Here is a 14391-nt window from a genome sequence, read left to right as displayed (position 1 = left end):
TGCCGCGATTTCACTAAAGGTGGGGTGGCCGTTACCCTGGCTATCCGCGCGTGCGCGTGGTGACGGCCACATATCGGGGAAATTCAGCAGTTGGGGATTGGTTCCACCAACATGCCTCGCTTTCGCATCGGGGAACAGGAAACTTACGCGCCGGTTGCGGCTTGTTTCCGTGGAGGAGACGATGATGACAATGCAGGCGCATGGCATGGCGGATGGCCGTTCGGTCAAGCATCGAAATCGGCACGGCGGAACGCCGCTGCTGATCGCGGCCCTGGTTGCGATCCTCGGCGTGCTGGGCATGCTGATGGTCGACCACGGTCCGTGGAGCAAGCCGAAGGTGCAGCCGGCCGCTTCCGCCAACTACTCAACGACCGGCGAGGCGGCACGCGCGGCGGGCGCAAAGGTGATGCCGACCGAGCCCAAGACACCGATTGAGCCTGATCCGCCCGGCCCAAAGCCCGCTCAGCCGGCAAATCCGAGCACGCCGCAATAGATGCGGGGCGTTCCTGAGATTGCATCCGACGCAAAGTGCAGGAATTGACTCGTCGGGCAAATCAGCGGCACAAAGCTATAGTTGAAATACTGCGGGACGATCAGCGCACGCTGACGAGCATGCCCCACGCCGCGGCGAACCCGGCACCGACGAGAACCAGCACCGGACTGTCGCAGAAGATACCGCCATACTGGCACATGGTGGCACCGATCGAGCCGATCTCATGATGGCCCGCTGCATAGAACAGGCCGGACAGGACCGCGAGCACGGCAGCAACGAAATACATCGGCGCTTCCTCCTTGCAATCTAACTGCGGCGCGGGTCGACCGACGCGAGCCAAAACTGTCCTGATGTCGATCCAAATGTTGTGAGCCGCTTGCCCGCTTGACGCGTCGGGCAACTCAGCGGCACACTGACATCATCGCAACAAGCATACGGCCGATCGGCGCCGGCTCGTGTTGCGATTCCGGATCATGCGCCAACTTTCGGTCAAAGCGGTTTCCCTCCGTCGAAGCCGACGCATCACATTTTACCGATCGCATTCAGCTCGCAAAAACGTTTGACACGTCGGGCAACTCAGGGGCATAATCCGAAAATCAGAAATTGTTGAGCCCGCGCGGAGCAATCCACGGCGGGCTTTTTCTTTGCCATTTCACCAATCGGACGGCGGCCGCAACGTCACGACGCCACATCCTCCCAGCCCGTCGCCTGAGCGTCGCAAGCGAGCCGCCGTCCGAACCCATTGAAACGAGCACGAAATTGGCCGGTGCGCGCGAACGCGCCGGTCCTGCGGCGCGGCGAAAGCCGGCGCCGCCCGCGGCCCCACTCGTCAGGGATAAGGTTCGCGCCCCAAAGATCGCCGCCCGCTGCGCGATCTGCCGCACATTCATTCCATGGCCGCATCGCGCGGACGGCCGATCAACGAGGTTGCATGACCGCCTATCTCATATCGCTCGCGCTCGCGGGCCTGATCACGATTGCATTGTCGGAGTTTGCATGAGCGCAGAGATCATACAGTTCATCCCCCGTCCGCGTTACGAGCACGACCGAACGGATTTTCCCACGATCGCATTTCGCTCGGTAGTGCCCGATCCCGATATCTATGATGTCGATACGGCTCCGAGCGAATATCTCCCGTCCGATTGGGAGGAGAAATAGCTTGGCCAAGACGATCACGCAGATCCGCTCACTTGCGCGGAGCCATACAAGAAGCGCACTCAACGCACTGGTCGGCGTGATGCGATCGACCAGTGCAACTCCGGCTGCCCGCGTCTCGGCTGCCAACGCCATCCTCGATCGCGGCTGGGGCAAAGCGCCGCAGGCGATCGAGAACGGAGATGGAGCGCTCGAACTTGTGCACCGCATCGAACGAGTGATCGTTGAGCCCGCGGAAGTTGAGGGCGAAGATACCTGACAGCCGCGGGCCGTCCGACTTGGGCCGACTTTGTCGACGACCCCGCCAAAACGTTCAATCACGTCGATGCGAAGCCGAACCGCTATCGCGGCCGACTCTCGGCATCGTGGGCCTCGTTCTACGGGACCGCTCTACCAACGCGTTGCCCGGCATGATATCTACCATGGCGTGCCCGAGCGGAACGGTACCATTGTGCGATGATGCGGCCTGGTCCGTCGGTAGCGTCTGATCTCATATCGGTGGATGTCGATGGCCATGGCCGATAGGCGTCTTCGTGCACTCCGGGCGGAGAGTATCACAGTGCTCCTCTCGACCTTTGAATCGATCTGGTGGCTATTGGGTTAAGCCATGGCTCGGCTGATCTTGCCGATCGTCTCATTTGGTAAGGTCCGCGTCGACTCATTCCTCGATTGTCACAAATTCAACTGGCTCGGCTATCGGTATCGCGAAGACGGCCACCTGGAAATCGAAGCTACTTTCGCCACCTTGATCGGGCTCTTGGCCTCTTGCACCGGGCTTATGGTGATTCTGTTCTTCGTTCACTGAGCTGAATCACCGGTCGGATTTTTTCTCACACTCTACCATGACGTGCCCGCATCGGAGCCACTAGGTTGGTGAATGTCGGTAAGGTGACTTCAATGAAGTGTGGATTGATGTTGCGAGGAGGACTTGTCTCGATGCTCTTGTTATTGGTGCGCTGCTTTTGGCCAGTGCCGCCGCGTGCTCGATGATCTGGAAATGCGATCCAACGAACCGGGCATGAGTTGGTGGTAAATCGCTGCAAAAGCGGGGGCAGCCATGCGAAATTTCGTTCTCTTGTTTGCAAGTCTCGTCGTTCTTGTCGATGCGCCCTTGCCGGCGAGTGCCGAGCAATCTTCTGAACAAACAGGTGCGCCGGCGTCGAGAGCCAAAACCCGCAACGAGTCGTTTTCACGCGGAATTCAATGCACGGTGTGTGGCGTTGGCGGGGCCGCTGGCCGCAATGCGAGGCAACACTCTCGTTCTTCGCATGGATAACAGCAGTCGCAAAAATATTCGATAACAAGAACAGATTCGGAAGGAGTGAAGGAGGATTTGGTTACGGCCTTGCCGACTTCTATCCATCGACACGTATTTTCGTCGCTTGTGACCATGGAGCGGACGGTGGTCAATGCATGGCTATCGAGGGAAGAACAGGTCGCGAGCTCGATTTCGGAAATGTGTTTCCTCAATTTTCCCCAGACGGGAATTTAGTGCTCACCGAGGAAGGCGGCGAGGACGAAACAAGCTTTGCGATTCTCGACGTTCGAGGCAAAAAGCAGCGTCTAGTTTGGAAGTCGAAAGAAAGCAAGACTCCCTTACCTGCAAGAGCGACCTTCGTCGCGTGGATCGATGACAAGACGATCAAGCTTGGGAGCCCCGACAAGAAGCCCGTGGTGTTGACCCAAGGTTCGGACGGAACGTGGAGCGTCAACGCTGCGCCAGTCAAATGATCGAATGTCCGCTTCTGACTTATATACGAAAGTCTCCTTGGTCGCTGCAGGGTCGGCTCATTGGAGATGGGCGGACGCTGACCGATCTGGCAGCCATTTGCGGCTTTTGACCCAACGCAGACTTCAAAAGCTCTGCACAGGAAATGCTGAAATCGTGCGCGGCAAATCACCGGCGAAGTTCGGAGAGACTCTGCTACATCTGTCCGTGAGCGTAGTTTATCGCGCTTGCGGACTTGAGCTTGCCTGGCCGGACGAAGGAGAATCAGGTCCGTGCCAATTGCGTGCCGCTGCCTACGATTTCTGCAGAGACGATCGATGGATGCCTGTCAAGTTATCGGACTGACACCTCTGATCAACGACCTTTCTACAATCGCCTCTATTGGGTGCGTGTTACCAACATATTTTCTTCATCTCCGCCCTCAGGCCTACAGAACGATCCTGTCACTGGCTATCGTTTTCGCCCTATCGACGTTGGCATTCGCGTTCACAAGAGAAATCTCCTGTCCGTACTTCAATGGAACCTGCGCGGTCGCAATGTTTGTGCCGCTGAACGTTGTTCTGGTCGCGATCCTGGCTGCGATCCGCCGGATTGCCCGCGTAGGCTTATGGAGTACGGTCGTCTTGGCGTGCGTCATATTCGATTGGGCGGGACTGTCTGTTCTTTCAGGATTGCTTTGTAAGCATCGATCGGCTGATCTGAAATCGCTCATACCCAGCGATGAGACCGTCGAGCCCGTTCAGCGGGCAGCCAATGCGATATTTGCCGCCGTCGGTGTTTGGTGTTCCGGAAGCCTCCAGCACGGCGAAATAGCAATCTGACCGACTGGCTTGCTGGCCTGACCGGAGCGCGCCCTCGCCAATGACAGTTCAAGCCCGATGAGACCCGATTTGCCCTATCGAGAGTAGCCTTGTCGATCCTGAAAATTCCAACCGCAAAAGTGTTCGAGCCGCTGCTTCGGCCGGCGCGCTATAAGGGGGCATTCGGCGGCCGGGGATCGGGAAAGTCCCATTTCTTCGGTGAGCTCCTGGTCGAGATGTGTCAGGCCGAGCGCGGCACGCTGGCGGTTTGCATCCGCGAGGCGCAGCGAACGCTGGCGCAATCATCGAAGCGGCTGATCGAGAGCAAGATTGCATCGCTCGGTGTCGGTCAAGGGTTCAAGAGCTATTCAGACAGGATTGCGACGCCCGGTGACGGCGTGATGATCTTCCGGGGTATGCGCGGTTTTCTACGCCAAATGCGTGATCTGGGACAAGGTTCTCGGCCTGGGGACGACGCCGCAACTCGCGGGAGACGTGAGCACCTGGGCCGGCATGATCATGGGCTTCTACTTCGGAAAGCGTACGTTTGAGAATGTCGCCCGCATCATACGAAGGTGATCCCATGCGCGAAGCCGATGTCAAAGCAATCGTGATGGAAACGCTGATTGAACAGGATCGGGTGCGCAGAAGCGACATCGATGCCGTTGTGGTCAAGACCATCGCGACAGTCTTGACTTCATTTGGATTTGAGGAGGGGGACCGACGAGAATTGCGCGCGGACTTTCAGCACCTCCGGCGATGGCGAAAGAGTGTGGAGCAGGCGCAAAGCTATACTTTCAAGGCGGTGATCACCGTGATCGCTACCGGCTTTCTCGGCGCCGTTTGGTTGGGGATCAAAGCCACGCTCGGAAGGTAATTCGTGTTGCAGCTGGAGTGGGCGCATCTCTCTCCAGACTGGAGAACCAGGTACGTTGGCGGACAATAGAATTTCGAGGTGCGAAGAATGTACAGGATACGCGAGGTTGATCCGCAGGACGAAGAGGTCGCGGATGCGCTCGCCGAGCTTCATCAGCTGACCTTCTGCGATGGGACTCGTGTGCCCGACTTCGAGCAGGGGTATTGGTGGATTGCTTTTCATCGGCTAAAGCCGATTGCATTCGCGGGCGTCGTTCCGTCAACCCATGTTGTCAACGCCGGATATCTGTGCCGCGTTGGGGTCGTGATGCCGCACTGCGGCCACGGCCTGCAAGTGCGGCTTACTCGCGCGCTGGAAGCGCGCGCGCGGCGCTCCGGCTGGAAGGCGATCGTCTCGGATACGACAGACAATCATTTCTCGGCCAACAACTTCATCCGGCAGGGGTATCGGCTCTTCGAACCGGCCTCGCCCTGGGCATGGCAGCACACGCTGTATTGGCGGAAGCAGCTCGTCTAGATCCTGCGAGGTGGATTTGACCGTTGCCGAAAGTTCGACGATGTAGAGCGCCCGGTGGTCGATTGGCCACCGGGCTTTTTGGCGTTTCTGGTTCGTGGGCCGCACCCTTCGGCAAGCCGCCGTCGTTGGCCGGAGCTTGGCCGCGCATCGAATCTTGGACGGGAGAATGCTAGAGTGCCGCGTCCCGCGCGGACGAAACATGGCTGAGAGCGTTCCCGTCACCGGACGCCCGGTGGCGGCAGTTGAGAGTTCTGCGCCTTGAACTCGCCGGACGCAGGCTTGCGCGTCTTGATCTCTGGTGATCGCTCGATAAACTGGGCCGAACGATCCGGTCGCGCGAATGTTTCGGAGATCGAACGAAGGAAGAGACCATGGTTGAGGTTGGCCGCGGGCTCGACACCAAGGTGCCGCCAGGGTCGGATCGGGACCAATATTCGCTCATGGTCGCACGAGCCCGAGCGCTGGCACCGGCTCTGCGTGAACGGGCGGCGCAGACCGAGGAACTGCGCCGTCTGCCGCCCGAGACCGAGCGGGATCTACACGATAGTGGCCTTTTCCGGATTCTGCAGCCCAAGCGCGTCGGAGGCAGTGAGCTCGACTATGTTGCACTGGTCGATTGCGCCGACGCCCTGGGGCAGGGCGACGCCTCGGTCTCCTGGAACTTTGCCAATCTTGCGAGCCACCACTGGATGCTGGGTATGTTCGCGCCCGAGGCGCAGAGCGCCGTGTGGGGCGAGAATCCCGATACGCTGATCGCGTCTTCCTTTGTTTTCCCGGCAGGACGGGCCACGAAGACAAGTGGCGGTTATTTGCTGAGCGGTCATTGGCCGTTCTCGTCTGGGGTGGAGGCGTGCGGGTGGAACATGCTCGCGAGCGTGGTTGCCTCGGATGATGAGGCCGACGGCGTCGAGTATCGGCTCTTCCTGTTGAACAGACGGGACTACAGCATCGACGACACCTGGAATGCGGCAGGCCTGCGCGGAACAGGATCGAACGATGTGCGAGTAACTGACGCATTCGTTCCCGAGCACATGACGGTTGGCGTCAGCGATCTTGCGGGCGGTGCAACGCCAGGCAGCGTCGTCAATCCGAACGCGCTCTACATGCTTCCGGTTTTCTCGTTGTTCCCCTATGTGCTGTCTGGCGTCGGTCTGGGAAATGCCCAGGCTTGCCTTGATGATTACGTCGAGATCGCGCGACACCGTGCCTCGACATACAATCGGGCCAAGCTCGGCGATCTGCAGAGCACACAGATCAAGATCGCCGAGGCCTCCGCGAAGATAGATGCCGCACGGCTGATCATGCGCACGAATTGCGTCGACGTGCTTGCAGAGATTCGGCGTGGTGATGTCCCCAGCATTGCGGCGAAGACGAGGCTCCGGCGCGATGGCGCGTTCGCGGTCAATTTGTGCACCGAAGCCGTTTCTCTTCTGTTTGCAGCAAGCGGGGCGCGCAGCCTGTTCACCTCGGGTGCACTACAGCGCCAATTTCGCGATGCGCATGCAGTGAACGCGCATCTCGCCTTCAATTTCGACGCGGCGGGCACCAACTATGGGCGAGTAGCTCTTGGGTTGCCGTCTGAAAACCTGACACTTTGAGGCGAGCCGCATGCCTCACTCACCCAAACATCCGCCGGATCCAGCCAGTGAACTCTCAAGCGACAGCTCGACGATCGATCCACGTGACTTCCGCAATGCCCTCGGTATGTTTGCGACCGGTGTGACGATCGTCACCGCGATGTCGACCGAAGGACGTCCGTACGGAATCACTTGCAATTCCTTTGCGTCGGTGTCGCTCAACCCCCCGCTCGTGTTGTGGAGCTTGGGGATGTTTTCGCAGGGACTGCCGATCTTCCAGAATGCCAGTCATTTCACGGTCAACGTTCTTGACGCGTCGCAGCAGACGCTGGCGATAAAGTTTGCCAGATCATCGGGTGACAAATTCGCCGGTGTGAGTTGGTCACCAGGCCTCGGGAACGCTCCCGTGCTTGCCGACGTGGTCGCAAATTTCCAATGCCGGGCAGCCAACCGCTACTACGGCGGCGACCATGTCATTTTCCTTGGGGCGGTGGAGGCCTACGCCTACAACCGGAATCATCCGCTGCTGTTCGCGCAGGGAGGTTTTGGCCGGTTTCTGGCCGACGATGACGGCAACGCATCATGAATCGAAAGGCGTCCGTCAAGCGAACTCGTGCCAAGCAGAGACGGCTGTCGGCCGACGATCGTCGCACTGAATTCGTCACCAAGGCGACAGAGCTTTTTGCGGAGGAGGGGTTCGGCAGCGGCACGCGTGCCCTTGCTCGCAGGCTCGGCGTGACGCAACCGTTGCTCTATCGCTACTTTCCGAGCAAGGACGATCTCATCAAGGAGGTCTACCGCAAGGTCTATCTCGAGCCCCTTGAAATCGGCTGGGAAAAGTTGCTCTCCGACCGGTCGCGTCCACTCCGCGTGCGGCTTCAGGAATTTTACGAAGGCTACACGGACGCAATCTTCAACCGAAAATGGCTGCGGATCTATCTCTACTCTGGACTGAAGGGCCTCGATATCAATCGTTGGTATGTTGGCATGGTCAAGGACAAGATCCTGACACGCATTGTCAGGGAATGTCGCCACGACGCCGGTCTTGCCACGCAGAGCAGGCCCAGCCCGGCCGAACTGGAGCTGGCCTGGGTGTTTCACGGCGGCATCTTCTATTACGGCGTACGCAAGTACATCTACGAAGCGCCCGTCCTGGAGGACAAGGCGCAGATGATCAGTGATGCGCTGGATCTCTTTCTGGCGGGATTTGAGAGGATGGCGGAGAGCGCGACCGATCGTCGGGGAGCACCGATTAAGGTCGTCGGCTGAGCCGGATTACTTTGCCGCCATCTGGTCCCGATACCAATCTCCAATCTCGCTCGCCGTCATGAGCGCGACGCCATCATGGCCAATCACGTAATCGAGCAGGGCCTCCAGATACTTGATTCGATGTGGTACGCCCGTGATGTAAGGATGCACCGAAATTGCCATGATCCGCGCGTTCTCTGCGCCTTCGAGATACAGCCGATCGAACTGGTCGGTACAGCGCGTCAGGAACTGTTCCGAGGGCAGGTGCTGTAGCGCGTGAATGACAATGTCGTTGGTCTCGACGGAATAGGGAATCGTCGTCACAGTTCCGTGCGGTGTCGCGATGTCCTGAGGAAGATCGTCGATCACCCAATCGGCCACGTATTCGATCCCGTTGAGGCGCAGCAGATCGAGTGTTTCTTCGGTCTCGGTCAGGCCCGGGCTTTCCCATGATCGCGGTGGCTTGCCCGCAAATGCGGCGATCGTGTCGACAGCACGCTTGATCGCATCCGTCTGGTTCTCGACCTTGTGCATTGGGCCCTGCACGAACCCATGCCCCATGAATTCGAAGCCCGCCTCGCGCGCCGCCGATGCCACGCGCGGATAGCTGTTGCAGACGTTGGCATTCGCGGCCAGCGTCACCGGTATCTTTCGGTCGGTGAGGGCTTTGAATTGCCGCCAGAAGCCGGCGCGCATGCCGTATTCATGCCACGACCAGTTCGGCACGTCAGGCAGCAGCGGCTGGCCCATTGGTGGACTCAGCACGGTGCGTGGCATCGCACTTTCGATACGCCATTCCTCGACATTGAGGATAACCCAGACAGCAAGCTTCTTGCCATCAGGCAACGTCAGTTTCGGTCGGTCGACCTGAGCCTGGTACGGAATGCGGTCAGTGAAAGCCACGTCGAAACTCCCTGGTCACGCGGATGATCCGGCGGCGGTGTTGATCCGCGGCAAGACCCTCTCGGCCATCAGGATCATCGATTGACGGCCAAGCTCGCGATCCTTCCAGTCCTTGCCAGCATAGAGCAAGGTTCCGAAGGTGCCGATCTCTTCCCGGAATGCCAGTAGCTGATCGGCCACGCTTTCGGGCGTGCCGTAGACGATCAGCTTGTCGCAGATCGATTCCAGCGTGACCTCCGTGTCAGGTTGGTCTCGCCCCGTCTTGAACAGTTCGAGCCGGCCGCCGCGCTTCAGCTTCGTGAACAACTGGTGATAATAGTACACGTAGGGGCTATCGGGCGACGTGGCATAGGCCTTCGCGGTTGCTGCGTCCTTTGCAACGAACACGCTCTTCGCAACGCGCCAGTTGGCGGGGTCGGCGACCCGGTTCACACGCTCGCAACCCTCGACGTATTTGGGCCAGTGGCTCTTCACCCAGGCAGGCATCAGGAAATTCGCCGAGATCGGATCCCAGCCGCGCGCAGCAGCTTCCGTAACGCCTTTTGAGAACGGCGCGACCGCGGTCACCACGATCGGCGGGTGAGGGGTTTGCAATGGACGGGCAATCAATCCCTGGCCAATGTCCTCGATCAAGGTTCGCTGGACCGAGACATTCCAGTATCTGCCCCGCAGATCATAAGGCGGCTTGCCTGCCCAGATATCGAGAACCTGATTGATCGCCTCCAGGAACATCGCATTGCGGTCGGCATCGAGATTGCCGAAAACCTCCGCGTCGGACAGCAATCCGCCGGGGCTTATTCCGAGTATGAAGCGGCCATCAAGCATGTGATCGAGCATGGCGACGGATGCGGCGACCGCGGCCGGATGAGTGTTCGGCATGTTGATGGTGCCGGTTCCAAGCTTGATCTGCTTGGTTGCGGCTGCGAGCCAGGCAATGAACGCAATGCTGGAGGTGATATTCTCGGCTTTGTCGGTGACATGCTCGCCGACATACGCCTCCGCGAACCCGAGCTCGTCCGCAAGCAGGAAGGCCTCCCGATCCTCCCGGAGCGATTGCCGCCAATCCTTATCAAGAGGGTGGATCGGCATCGTAAAGAATCCGAGCTTCATGATCCGCCGCCCTGCGCGTTGAACCTTAGTTGGCAAGGAACCTGCGGCCTTCCCAAGGTGAAGACAAGTCCTGCCGCACAAATAATCACTCGATAAACAAGCTTGACCTTTGAAGGGGGCGGCCCTCTAATCGGACAAACCAAAATTGGGCCGGGAGGCCACGCCCACATGAAAGCTGCGGCTTTCGCCTACGCCCGCGCGACGAGCGTCGTGAATGCGCTGGAGTTGCTTGCCGCGCACGGCGACAAGGCGAAGGTTCTGTCGGGTGGCCAGAGCCTGATGCCGGCCATGAACCTGCGGCTCATCTCCCCGGACATTCTGGTCGATATCGGTGGCCTCACTGAGTTGCGTGGCATCGCCGTGAGGGCAGGCGTGCTGGTCGTTGGCGCGCTGACGCGGCATGTCGATCTGCTCAGGTCGTCGGAGATTGCGCTGCACGCGCCGCTGTTGCGGGATGCCGTTGCCCACGTTGCCCATCCCGCTATTCGCAATCGCGGAACGATAGGCGGTAGCCTTGCGCACGCCGATCCGGCGTCGGAGCTGCCGGCCTGTGTTGTCGCACTTGACGCGACGATCGTTGTCCGCGGCCCGACGGGCGAGCGCCGGATTGCTGCGACCGAATTTTTCAGGGGCATCTACGAAACGGCGCTGTCGCCGGACGAATTGCTTGTCGCGATCGAGGTGCCAGTCGTGGGCCAGGGCTCGACATTCTTCTTTCAGGAGTATGCGCGGCGACATGGTGACTACGCCGTCGTTGGTCTCGCCGCGCGTGCTGCTGTTGCAACTGGCAGATTCACGGATCTTCGGCTCGGCTTCTTTGCGATTGGCGACCGGCCTCTGCTAGCGGCCGCCGCAGGTCGGTTGATCAATGCATCCGTGAGCTCTACCTTGCTTGCAGAAGCGGCGACAGCGCTGGCCGATGAACTCGATCCACAGGAGGATCAGCAGGCGACCGCGGCGATGCGCCGACGTCTTGCTACGGTCTTGCTCCGGCGCTGCGTTGCCGCATTGCTGGCGCGGCCCGATCTGGCACGGGAGTGACCGGATGAGCACTCCGGTGTCGGTTTCGCTTCTGGTCAACGGCGAGCCCATTGATGCATTTGTATTGCCGCGTCTCAATCTCGCCGATTTCCTCCGGGAGAATCTGAAGCTGACCGGAACCCATGTCGGTTGCGAGCACGGCGTTTGTGGTGCCTGCACGGTCCGGATCGATGGCGAGATCGTCCGCTCCTGTCTGATGCTGACGGTCCAGGCGCAGGGGGCATCAGTCGAGACAATCGAAGGGTTGTCCGACAGCGGCGAAATCGCCGATCTTCAGGCGGCCTTTCGCGAACGCAATGCATTGCAGTGCGGCTATTGCACGCCTGGGATGCTGATGACGGCGCAAGACTTGCTGAAGCATTTGCCCGTGCCTGATCGCCAAGCAATTCGCGAGCATCTTTCCGGCAATTATTGCCGCTGTACCGGCTATCAAGCCATCGTGGATGCGGTGGAGGCGACAGCCAGGACGCGCGCGGAGCGGCCGGCATGACGGTAACCCGTGCACCAGCAGAGACCCTTTCGGTGCTCGATCGCCCGAACTCCTATATCGGCAAGACGGTGCCACGGCCGAACCTCGACAGGTTGCTGCAAGGGCGTGGACAATACGTCAGCGACCTGGAATTGCCGCGGATGGCGCACGTGGTTTTCTTGCGTTCGCCTCATGCCCACGCCAGAATTGTGGCGATCGATGCCGACGCGGCGCGGCGTATGTCCGGCGTCATTTCCATCGTCACGGGTCGAGAGCTTGAGGCTGTCATCACGCCGTGGGTCGGTGTGCTTTCGCACCTGAAGGGATTGAAGTCGGCGCCGCAGCATGCGATCGCGGTCGATAGGGTCTGCTGGCAGGGTGAGGCAGTCGCGGCGATCGTCGCAACCAGCCGTGCGGTGGCTGAAGATGCAATGGAGCAAATTGCCGTCGACTACGAGGAACTCGAGGCGGTCACGGACATGCGCACCGCGCTCGATCCGGCAACGCCAGTCATTCATGCCTCGCTCGGTGACAACCTCGCCTTTGAACGGACGCTTGATGCCGGCGATGTCGACCAAGCATTGTCGGATTCCGAGGTGGTCGAGGCCGACTTCGTATTCGGGCGCCACACTGGCGTGACGCTTGAACCGCGGGCGGTGGTTGCCGACTGGAATGCAGCCGAGGCACGGCTGACGATCTATCAGGGCACACAGGCGCCCCACATGGTGCAGAACATTGCAGCCCTGCATCTCGGACTAAGGGAAGCGCAGGTCCGGGTGGTCTGCAAGGATGTCGGCGGCTCGTTCGGCATCAAGGTCCACATCTACGCCGACGAGATGGCGACCTATGCACTTTCCAAGCTGCTACGGCGGCCGATCAAATTCGTGGCCGACCGCGTCGAGAGCTTCAACACGGACATTCACGCCCGCGATCATCGTTGCAGGGGCCGGATCGGCGTCAGGCCGGACGGCACCATCACGGCCTTCGAGATCGACGACCTGACGGGGATCGGCCCCTATTCGATGTATCCGCGCACCAGCGCCATCGAGGCCAATCAGGTAGTCAATCTGGTTGGCGGGCCGTATGTCACCCCGAACTATCGGGCGCGAGCGCGGGTCGTCTTCCAGAACAAGAACGTGATGTGTCAGTACCGGGCGGTCGGACACCCGATTGCTTGTTCGGTCACCGAGGGTCTGGTCGACCTTGCCGCAGCGAGGATCGGCATGGACCCCGTCGAGATCCGCCGGCGCAACTTGATTGCCGACGACGCCTATCCTTGTGCATCGCCCTCCGGCATGAAATTCGAGCAGCTTTCGCATCAAGCCTCGCTGGCCAAGCTGCTGCAGATGATGGATTACGACGCATTGCGTGCTGAGCAAGCGACATTGCGCGCCAGAAATATTCGCCGGGGTATCGGCATCGCCAGCTTCATCGAAGTGACCAATCCCAGTGCTGCCTTTTACGGCGTCGGCGGCGCGAAAATCTCGTCGCAGGATGGCGTTGCGGTTCGCCTCGACGCGCAAGGCTCGGTGATCTGCCAGACCAGCATCACGGAGCAGGGGCAAGGGTCGGAATCGCTGACCGCCCAGATCGTGGGCAGCGTGCTGGGCGTTTCGATGGAACGGGTCCGCGTGATCCTGGGCGACACCGACAACACGCCCTATGGCGGCGGCACCTGGGCCTCGCGCGGTGCCGGCATCGGCGGCGAAGCCGCATTGCAGGCCGCCAAGGCCCTGCGTCAGAATATTCTTAGTATCGCGGCGGCCATCCTGCAATCGACGCCGGGCGGGCTCGATATCGTCAACAACAGCATCGTCAATGCCGACGACGGTGCGTCACGGATCGAGCTGAGCGAATTGGCGCGGATCGTCTATTTTCGGCCGGATACCCTCCCGCCGGGCATCCAGCCTGAGTTGATGGCGACCAGACATTTCGTGCCGCGCCGGTATCCCTTCGCATTCACAAACGGGGTTCAGGCCTCCTGGCTTGAGGTCGATACCGAGACCGGGTTCGTGACGCTGCTGAAGCATTGGGTCGTCGAAGACTGCGGCACCATCATCAACCCGCAACTGGTCGACGAGCAGATCCGGGGCGGGGTCGTGCAGGGGCTCGGCGCGGCGCTGTTCGAGAAATGCATCTATGACGAGCGCGGCCAGCTGACCAACGCCAACATGGCGGACTACCTGGTCCCGATGTCCGGCGAGATGCCCGATATCGAGATTGGCCACGTGGTGTCTCCGACGCAGGAATCGGAGCTCGGAGCCAAGGGGGCAGGCGAGGCAGGGACAGCCGGTGCGGCAGCTGCGGTTGCCAACGCGGTCAACGACGCGTTGCGGCCGTTCGGCGTAACAATTACCGAGATTCCGCTCACGCCTCAGGTTATCCTGACGGCCTTGGGACGAATCTGAGGTGGAGACGTTCCGGCAAAGATAACGATAAACAAAACACAGACAGTTCTTGGGGAGGAATAGTC

18 protein-coding genes are annotated in these 14391 nt (G+C 60.1%); 15 read left to right on the top strand and 3 right to left on the bottom strand.

What is annotated here, in order from left to right; all coding sequences use genetic code 11:
• The first annotated feature begins 190 nt into the window (after nucleotides 1-190).
• Nucleotides 191-493: a hypothetical protein gene (locus JQ573_RS12940; protein ID WP_409334669.1), complete on the top strand. Its 303-nt coding sequence runs from the start codon at nucleotides 191-193 to the stop codon at nucleotides 491-493.
• Nucleotides 494-593: 100 nt separating this feature from the next.
• Here the strand turns inward: JQ573_RS12940 and JQ573_RS12935 are convergent, their stop codons facing one another.
• Nucleotides 594-779, bottom strand: coding sequence for a hypothetical protein (locus JQ573_RS12935; protein WP_173637755.1), 186 nt, complete (start codon nucleotides 777-779; stop codon nucleotides 594-596).
• Nucleotides 780-1489: 710 nt separating this feature from the next.
• Between JQ573_RS12935 and JQ573_RS12930 the strand changes: the two genes are divergently transcribed.
• The 11 genes from JQ573_RS12930 (at nucleotide 1490) to JQ573_RS12880 (ending at nucleotide 8416) form a co-directional block, all read left to right on the top strand.
• The gene (locus tag JQ573_RS12930) at nucleotides 1490-1651 is read left to right on the top strand and encodes a hypothetical protein (RefSeq protein WP_212310246.1); all 162 of its coding nucleotides are present in this window, start codon (nucleotides 1490-1492) and stop codon (nucleotides 1649-1651) included.
• A 1-nt stretch (nucleotide 1652) separates the two neighbouring features.
• On the top strand, nucleotides 1653-1907 hold the full coding sequence (locus JQ573_RS12925; protein ID WP_212310245.1) for a hypothetical protein: 255 nt from the start codon (nucleotides 1653-1655) through the stop codon (nucleotides 1905-1907).
• Between the two features lie 348 nt (nucleotides 1908-2255).
• Nucleotides 2256-2453: a hypothetical protein gene (locus tag JQ573_RS12920; RefSeq protein ID WP_212310244.1), complete on the top strand. Its 198-nt coding sequence runs from the start codon at nucleotides 2256-2258 to the stop codon at nucleotides 2451-2453.
• 608 nt (nucleotides 2454-3061) lie between these two features.
• On the top strand, nucleotides 3062-3379 hold the full coding sequence (locus JQ573_RS12915; RefSeq protein WP_212310243.1) for a hypothetical protein: 318 nt from the start codon (nucleotides 3062-3064) through the stop codon (nucleotides 3377-3379).
• Between the two features lie 315 nt (nucleotides 3380-3694).
• On the top strand, nucleotides 3695-4198 hold the full coding sequence (locus tag JQ573_RS12910; protein ID WP_212310242.1) for a hypothetical protein: 504 nt from the start codon (nucleotides 3695-3697) through the stop codon (nucleotides 4196-4198).
• 89 nt (nucleotides 4199-4287) lie between these two features.
• Nucleotides 4288-4728, top strand: coding sequence for a phage terminase large subunit (locus JQ573_RS12905; protein WP_212310241.1), 441 nt, complete (start codon nucleotides 4288-4290; stop codon nucleotides 4726-4728).
• 32 nt (nucleotides 4729-4760) lie between these two features.
• Nucleotides 4761-5054, top strand: a complete 294-nt coding sequence (locus tag JQ573_RS12900) for a hypothetical protein (RefSeq protein ID WP_212310240.1) — start codon at nucleotides 4761-4763, stop codon at nucleotides 5052-5054.
• A gap of 87 nt (nucleotides 5055-5141) precedes the next feature.
• Nucleotides 5142-5570, top strand: coding sequence for a GNAT family N-acetyltransferase (locus tag JQ573_RS12895; RefSeq protein ID WP_212310239.1), 429 nt, complete (start codon nucleotides 5142-5144; stop codon nucleotides 5568-5570).
• Between the two features lie 371 nt (nucleotides 5571-5941).
• Nucleotides 5942-7168 (top strand): acyl-CoA dehydrogenase family protein, encoded by a 1227-nt coding sequence (locus JQ573_RS12890; RefSeq protein ID WP_212310238.1) that lies wholly within the window; start codon nucleotides 5942-5944, stop codon nucleotides 7166-7168.
• Between the two features lie 10 nt (nucleotides 7169-7178).
• On the top strand, nucleotides 7179-7733 hold the full coding sequence (locus tag JQ573_RS12885; RefSeq protein ID WP_212310237.1) for a flavin reductase family protein: 555 nt from the start codon (nucleotides 7179-7181) through the stop codon (nucleotides 7731-7733).
• Entirely contained in the window at nucleotides 7730-8416 is a 687-nt protein-coding gene (locus tag JQ573_RS12880) for a TetR/AcrR family transcriptional regulator (protein ID WP_212310236.1), read from the top strand. Before JQ573_RS12885 ends, JQ573_RS12880 begins: the two co-directional genes overlap by 4 nt.
• Before the next feature lie 6 nt (nucleotides 8417-8422).
• On the opposite strand, the gene JQ573_RS12875 is transcribed toward JQ573_RS12880, so the two are convergent.
• Both JQ573_RS12875 and JQ573_RS12870 read right to left on the bottom strand, forming a co-directional pair.
• Nucleotides 8423-9298 (bottom strand): polysaccharide deacetylase family protein, encoded by an 876-nt coding sequence (locus tag JQ573_RS12875; protein ID WP_212310235.1) that lies wholly within the window; start codon nucleotides 9296-9298, stop codon nucleotides 8423-8425.
• A gap of 15 nt (nucleotides 9299-9313) precedes the next feature.
• Nucleotides 9314-10408, bottom strand: coding sequence for an LLM class flavin-dependent oxidoreductase (locus tag JQ573_RS12870; RefSeq protein ID WP_212310234.1), 1095 nt, complete (start codon nucleotides 10406-10408; stop codon nucleotides 9314-9316).
• A 168-nt stretch (nucleotides 10409-10576) separates the two neighbouring features.
• On the opposite strand from JQ573_RS12870, the gene JQ573_RS12865 reads away from it, so the two are divergent.
• Genes JQ573_RS12865 through JQ573_RS12855 form a run of 3 tightly spaced genes read left to right on the top strand, consistent with a single transcriptional unit; the run spans nucleotide 10577 to nucleotide 14326 of the window.
• Nucleotides 10577-11449, top strand: coding sequence for a xanthine dehydrogenase family protein subunit M (locus JQ573_RS12865; RefSeq protein WP_212310233.1), 873 nt, complete (start codon nucleotides 10577-10579; stop codon nucleotides 11447-11449).
• Between the two features lie 4 nt (nucleotides 11450-11453).
• Complete coding sequence (locus JQ573_RS12860; RefSeq protein ID WP_207831432.1) at nucleotides 11454-11939, top strand: (2Fe-2S)-binding protein; 486 nt, start codon at nucleotides 11454-11456, stop codon at nucleotides 11937-11939.
• Entirely contained in the window at nucleotides 11936-14326 is a 2391-nt protein-coding gene (locus tag JQ573_RS12855; protein ID WP_212310232.1) for a xanthine dehydrogenase family protein molybdopterin-binding subunit, read from the top strand. The genes JQ573_RS12860 and JQ573_RS12855 overlap by 4 nt, the downstream gene beginning before the upstream one ends.
• The last annotated feature ends 65 nt before the right edge of the window (nucleotides 14327-14391 follow it).

Origin of the sequence: Bradyrhizobium sp. AUGA SZCCT0105, assembly GCF_018129565.1 — a bacterium.
GTDB lineage: Bacteria > Pseudomonadota > Alphaproteobacteria > Rhizobiales > Xanthobacteraceae > Bradyrhizobium.
This window is presented reverse-complemented; position numbering and strand designations above follow the sequence as displayed.

Coding starts and splice junctions, on each gene's coding strand:
- JQ573_RS12890 (WP_212310238.1), top strand. CDS start 5,942: ATGGTTGAGGTTGGCCGCGGGCTCGACACCAAGGTGCCGCCAGGGTCG.
- JQ573_RS12920 (WP_212310244.1), top strand. CDS start 2,256: ATGGCTCGGCTGATCTTGCCGATCGTCTCATTTGGTAAGGTCCGCGTC.
- JQ573_RS12880 (WP_212310236.1), top strand. CDS start 7,730: ATGAATCGAAAGGCGTCCGTCAAGCGAACTCGTGCCAAGCAGAGACGG.
- JQ573_RS12910 (WP_212310242.1), top strand. CDS start 3,695: ATGGATGCCTGTCAAGTTATCGGACTGACACCTCTGATCAACGACCTT.
- JQ573_RS12940 (WP_409334669.1), top strand. CDS start 191: ATGCAGGCGCATGGCATGGCGGATGGCCGTTCGGTCAAGCATCGAAAT.
- JQ573_RS12930 (WP_212310246.1), top strand. CDS start 1,490: ATGAGCGCAGAGATCATACAGTTCATCCCCCGTCCGCGTTACGAGCAC.
- JQ573_RS12870 (WP_212310234.1), bottom strand. CDS start 10,408: ATGAAGCTCGGATTCTTTACGATGCCGATCCACCCTCTTGATAAGGAT.
- JQ573_RS12895 (WP_212310239.1), top strand. CDS start 5,142: ATGTACAGGATACGCGAGGTTGATCCGCAGGACGAAGAGGTCGCGGAT.
- JQ573_RS12935 (WP_173637755.1), bottom strand. CDS start 779: ATGTATTTCGTTGCTGCCGTGCTCGCGGTCCTGTCCGGCCTGTTCTAT.
- JQ573_RS12915 (WP_212310243.1), top strand. CDS start 3,062: ATGGCTATCGAGGGAAGAACAGGTCGCGAGCTCGATTTCGGAAATGTG.
- JQ573_RS12885 (WP_212310237.1), top strand. CDS start 7,179: ATGCCTCACTCACCCAAACATCCGCCGGATCCAGCCAGTGAACTCTCA.
- JQ573_RS12860 (WP_207831432.1), top strand. CDS start 11,454: ATGAGCACTCCGGTGTCGGTTTCGCTTCTGGTCAACGGCGAGCCCATT.
- JQ573_RS12855 (WP_212310232.1), top strand. CDS start 11,936: ATGACGGTAACCCGTGCACCAGCAGAGACCCTTTCGGTGCTCGATCGC.
- JQ573_RS12865 (WP_212310233.1), top strand. CDS start 10,577: ATGAAAGCTGCGGCTTTCGCCTACGCCCGCGCGACGAGCGTCGTGAAT.
- JQ573_RS12900 (WP_212310240.1), top strand. CDS start 4,761: ATGCGCGAAGCCGATGTCAAAGCAATCGTGATGGAAACGCTGATTGAA.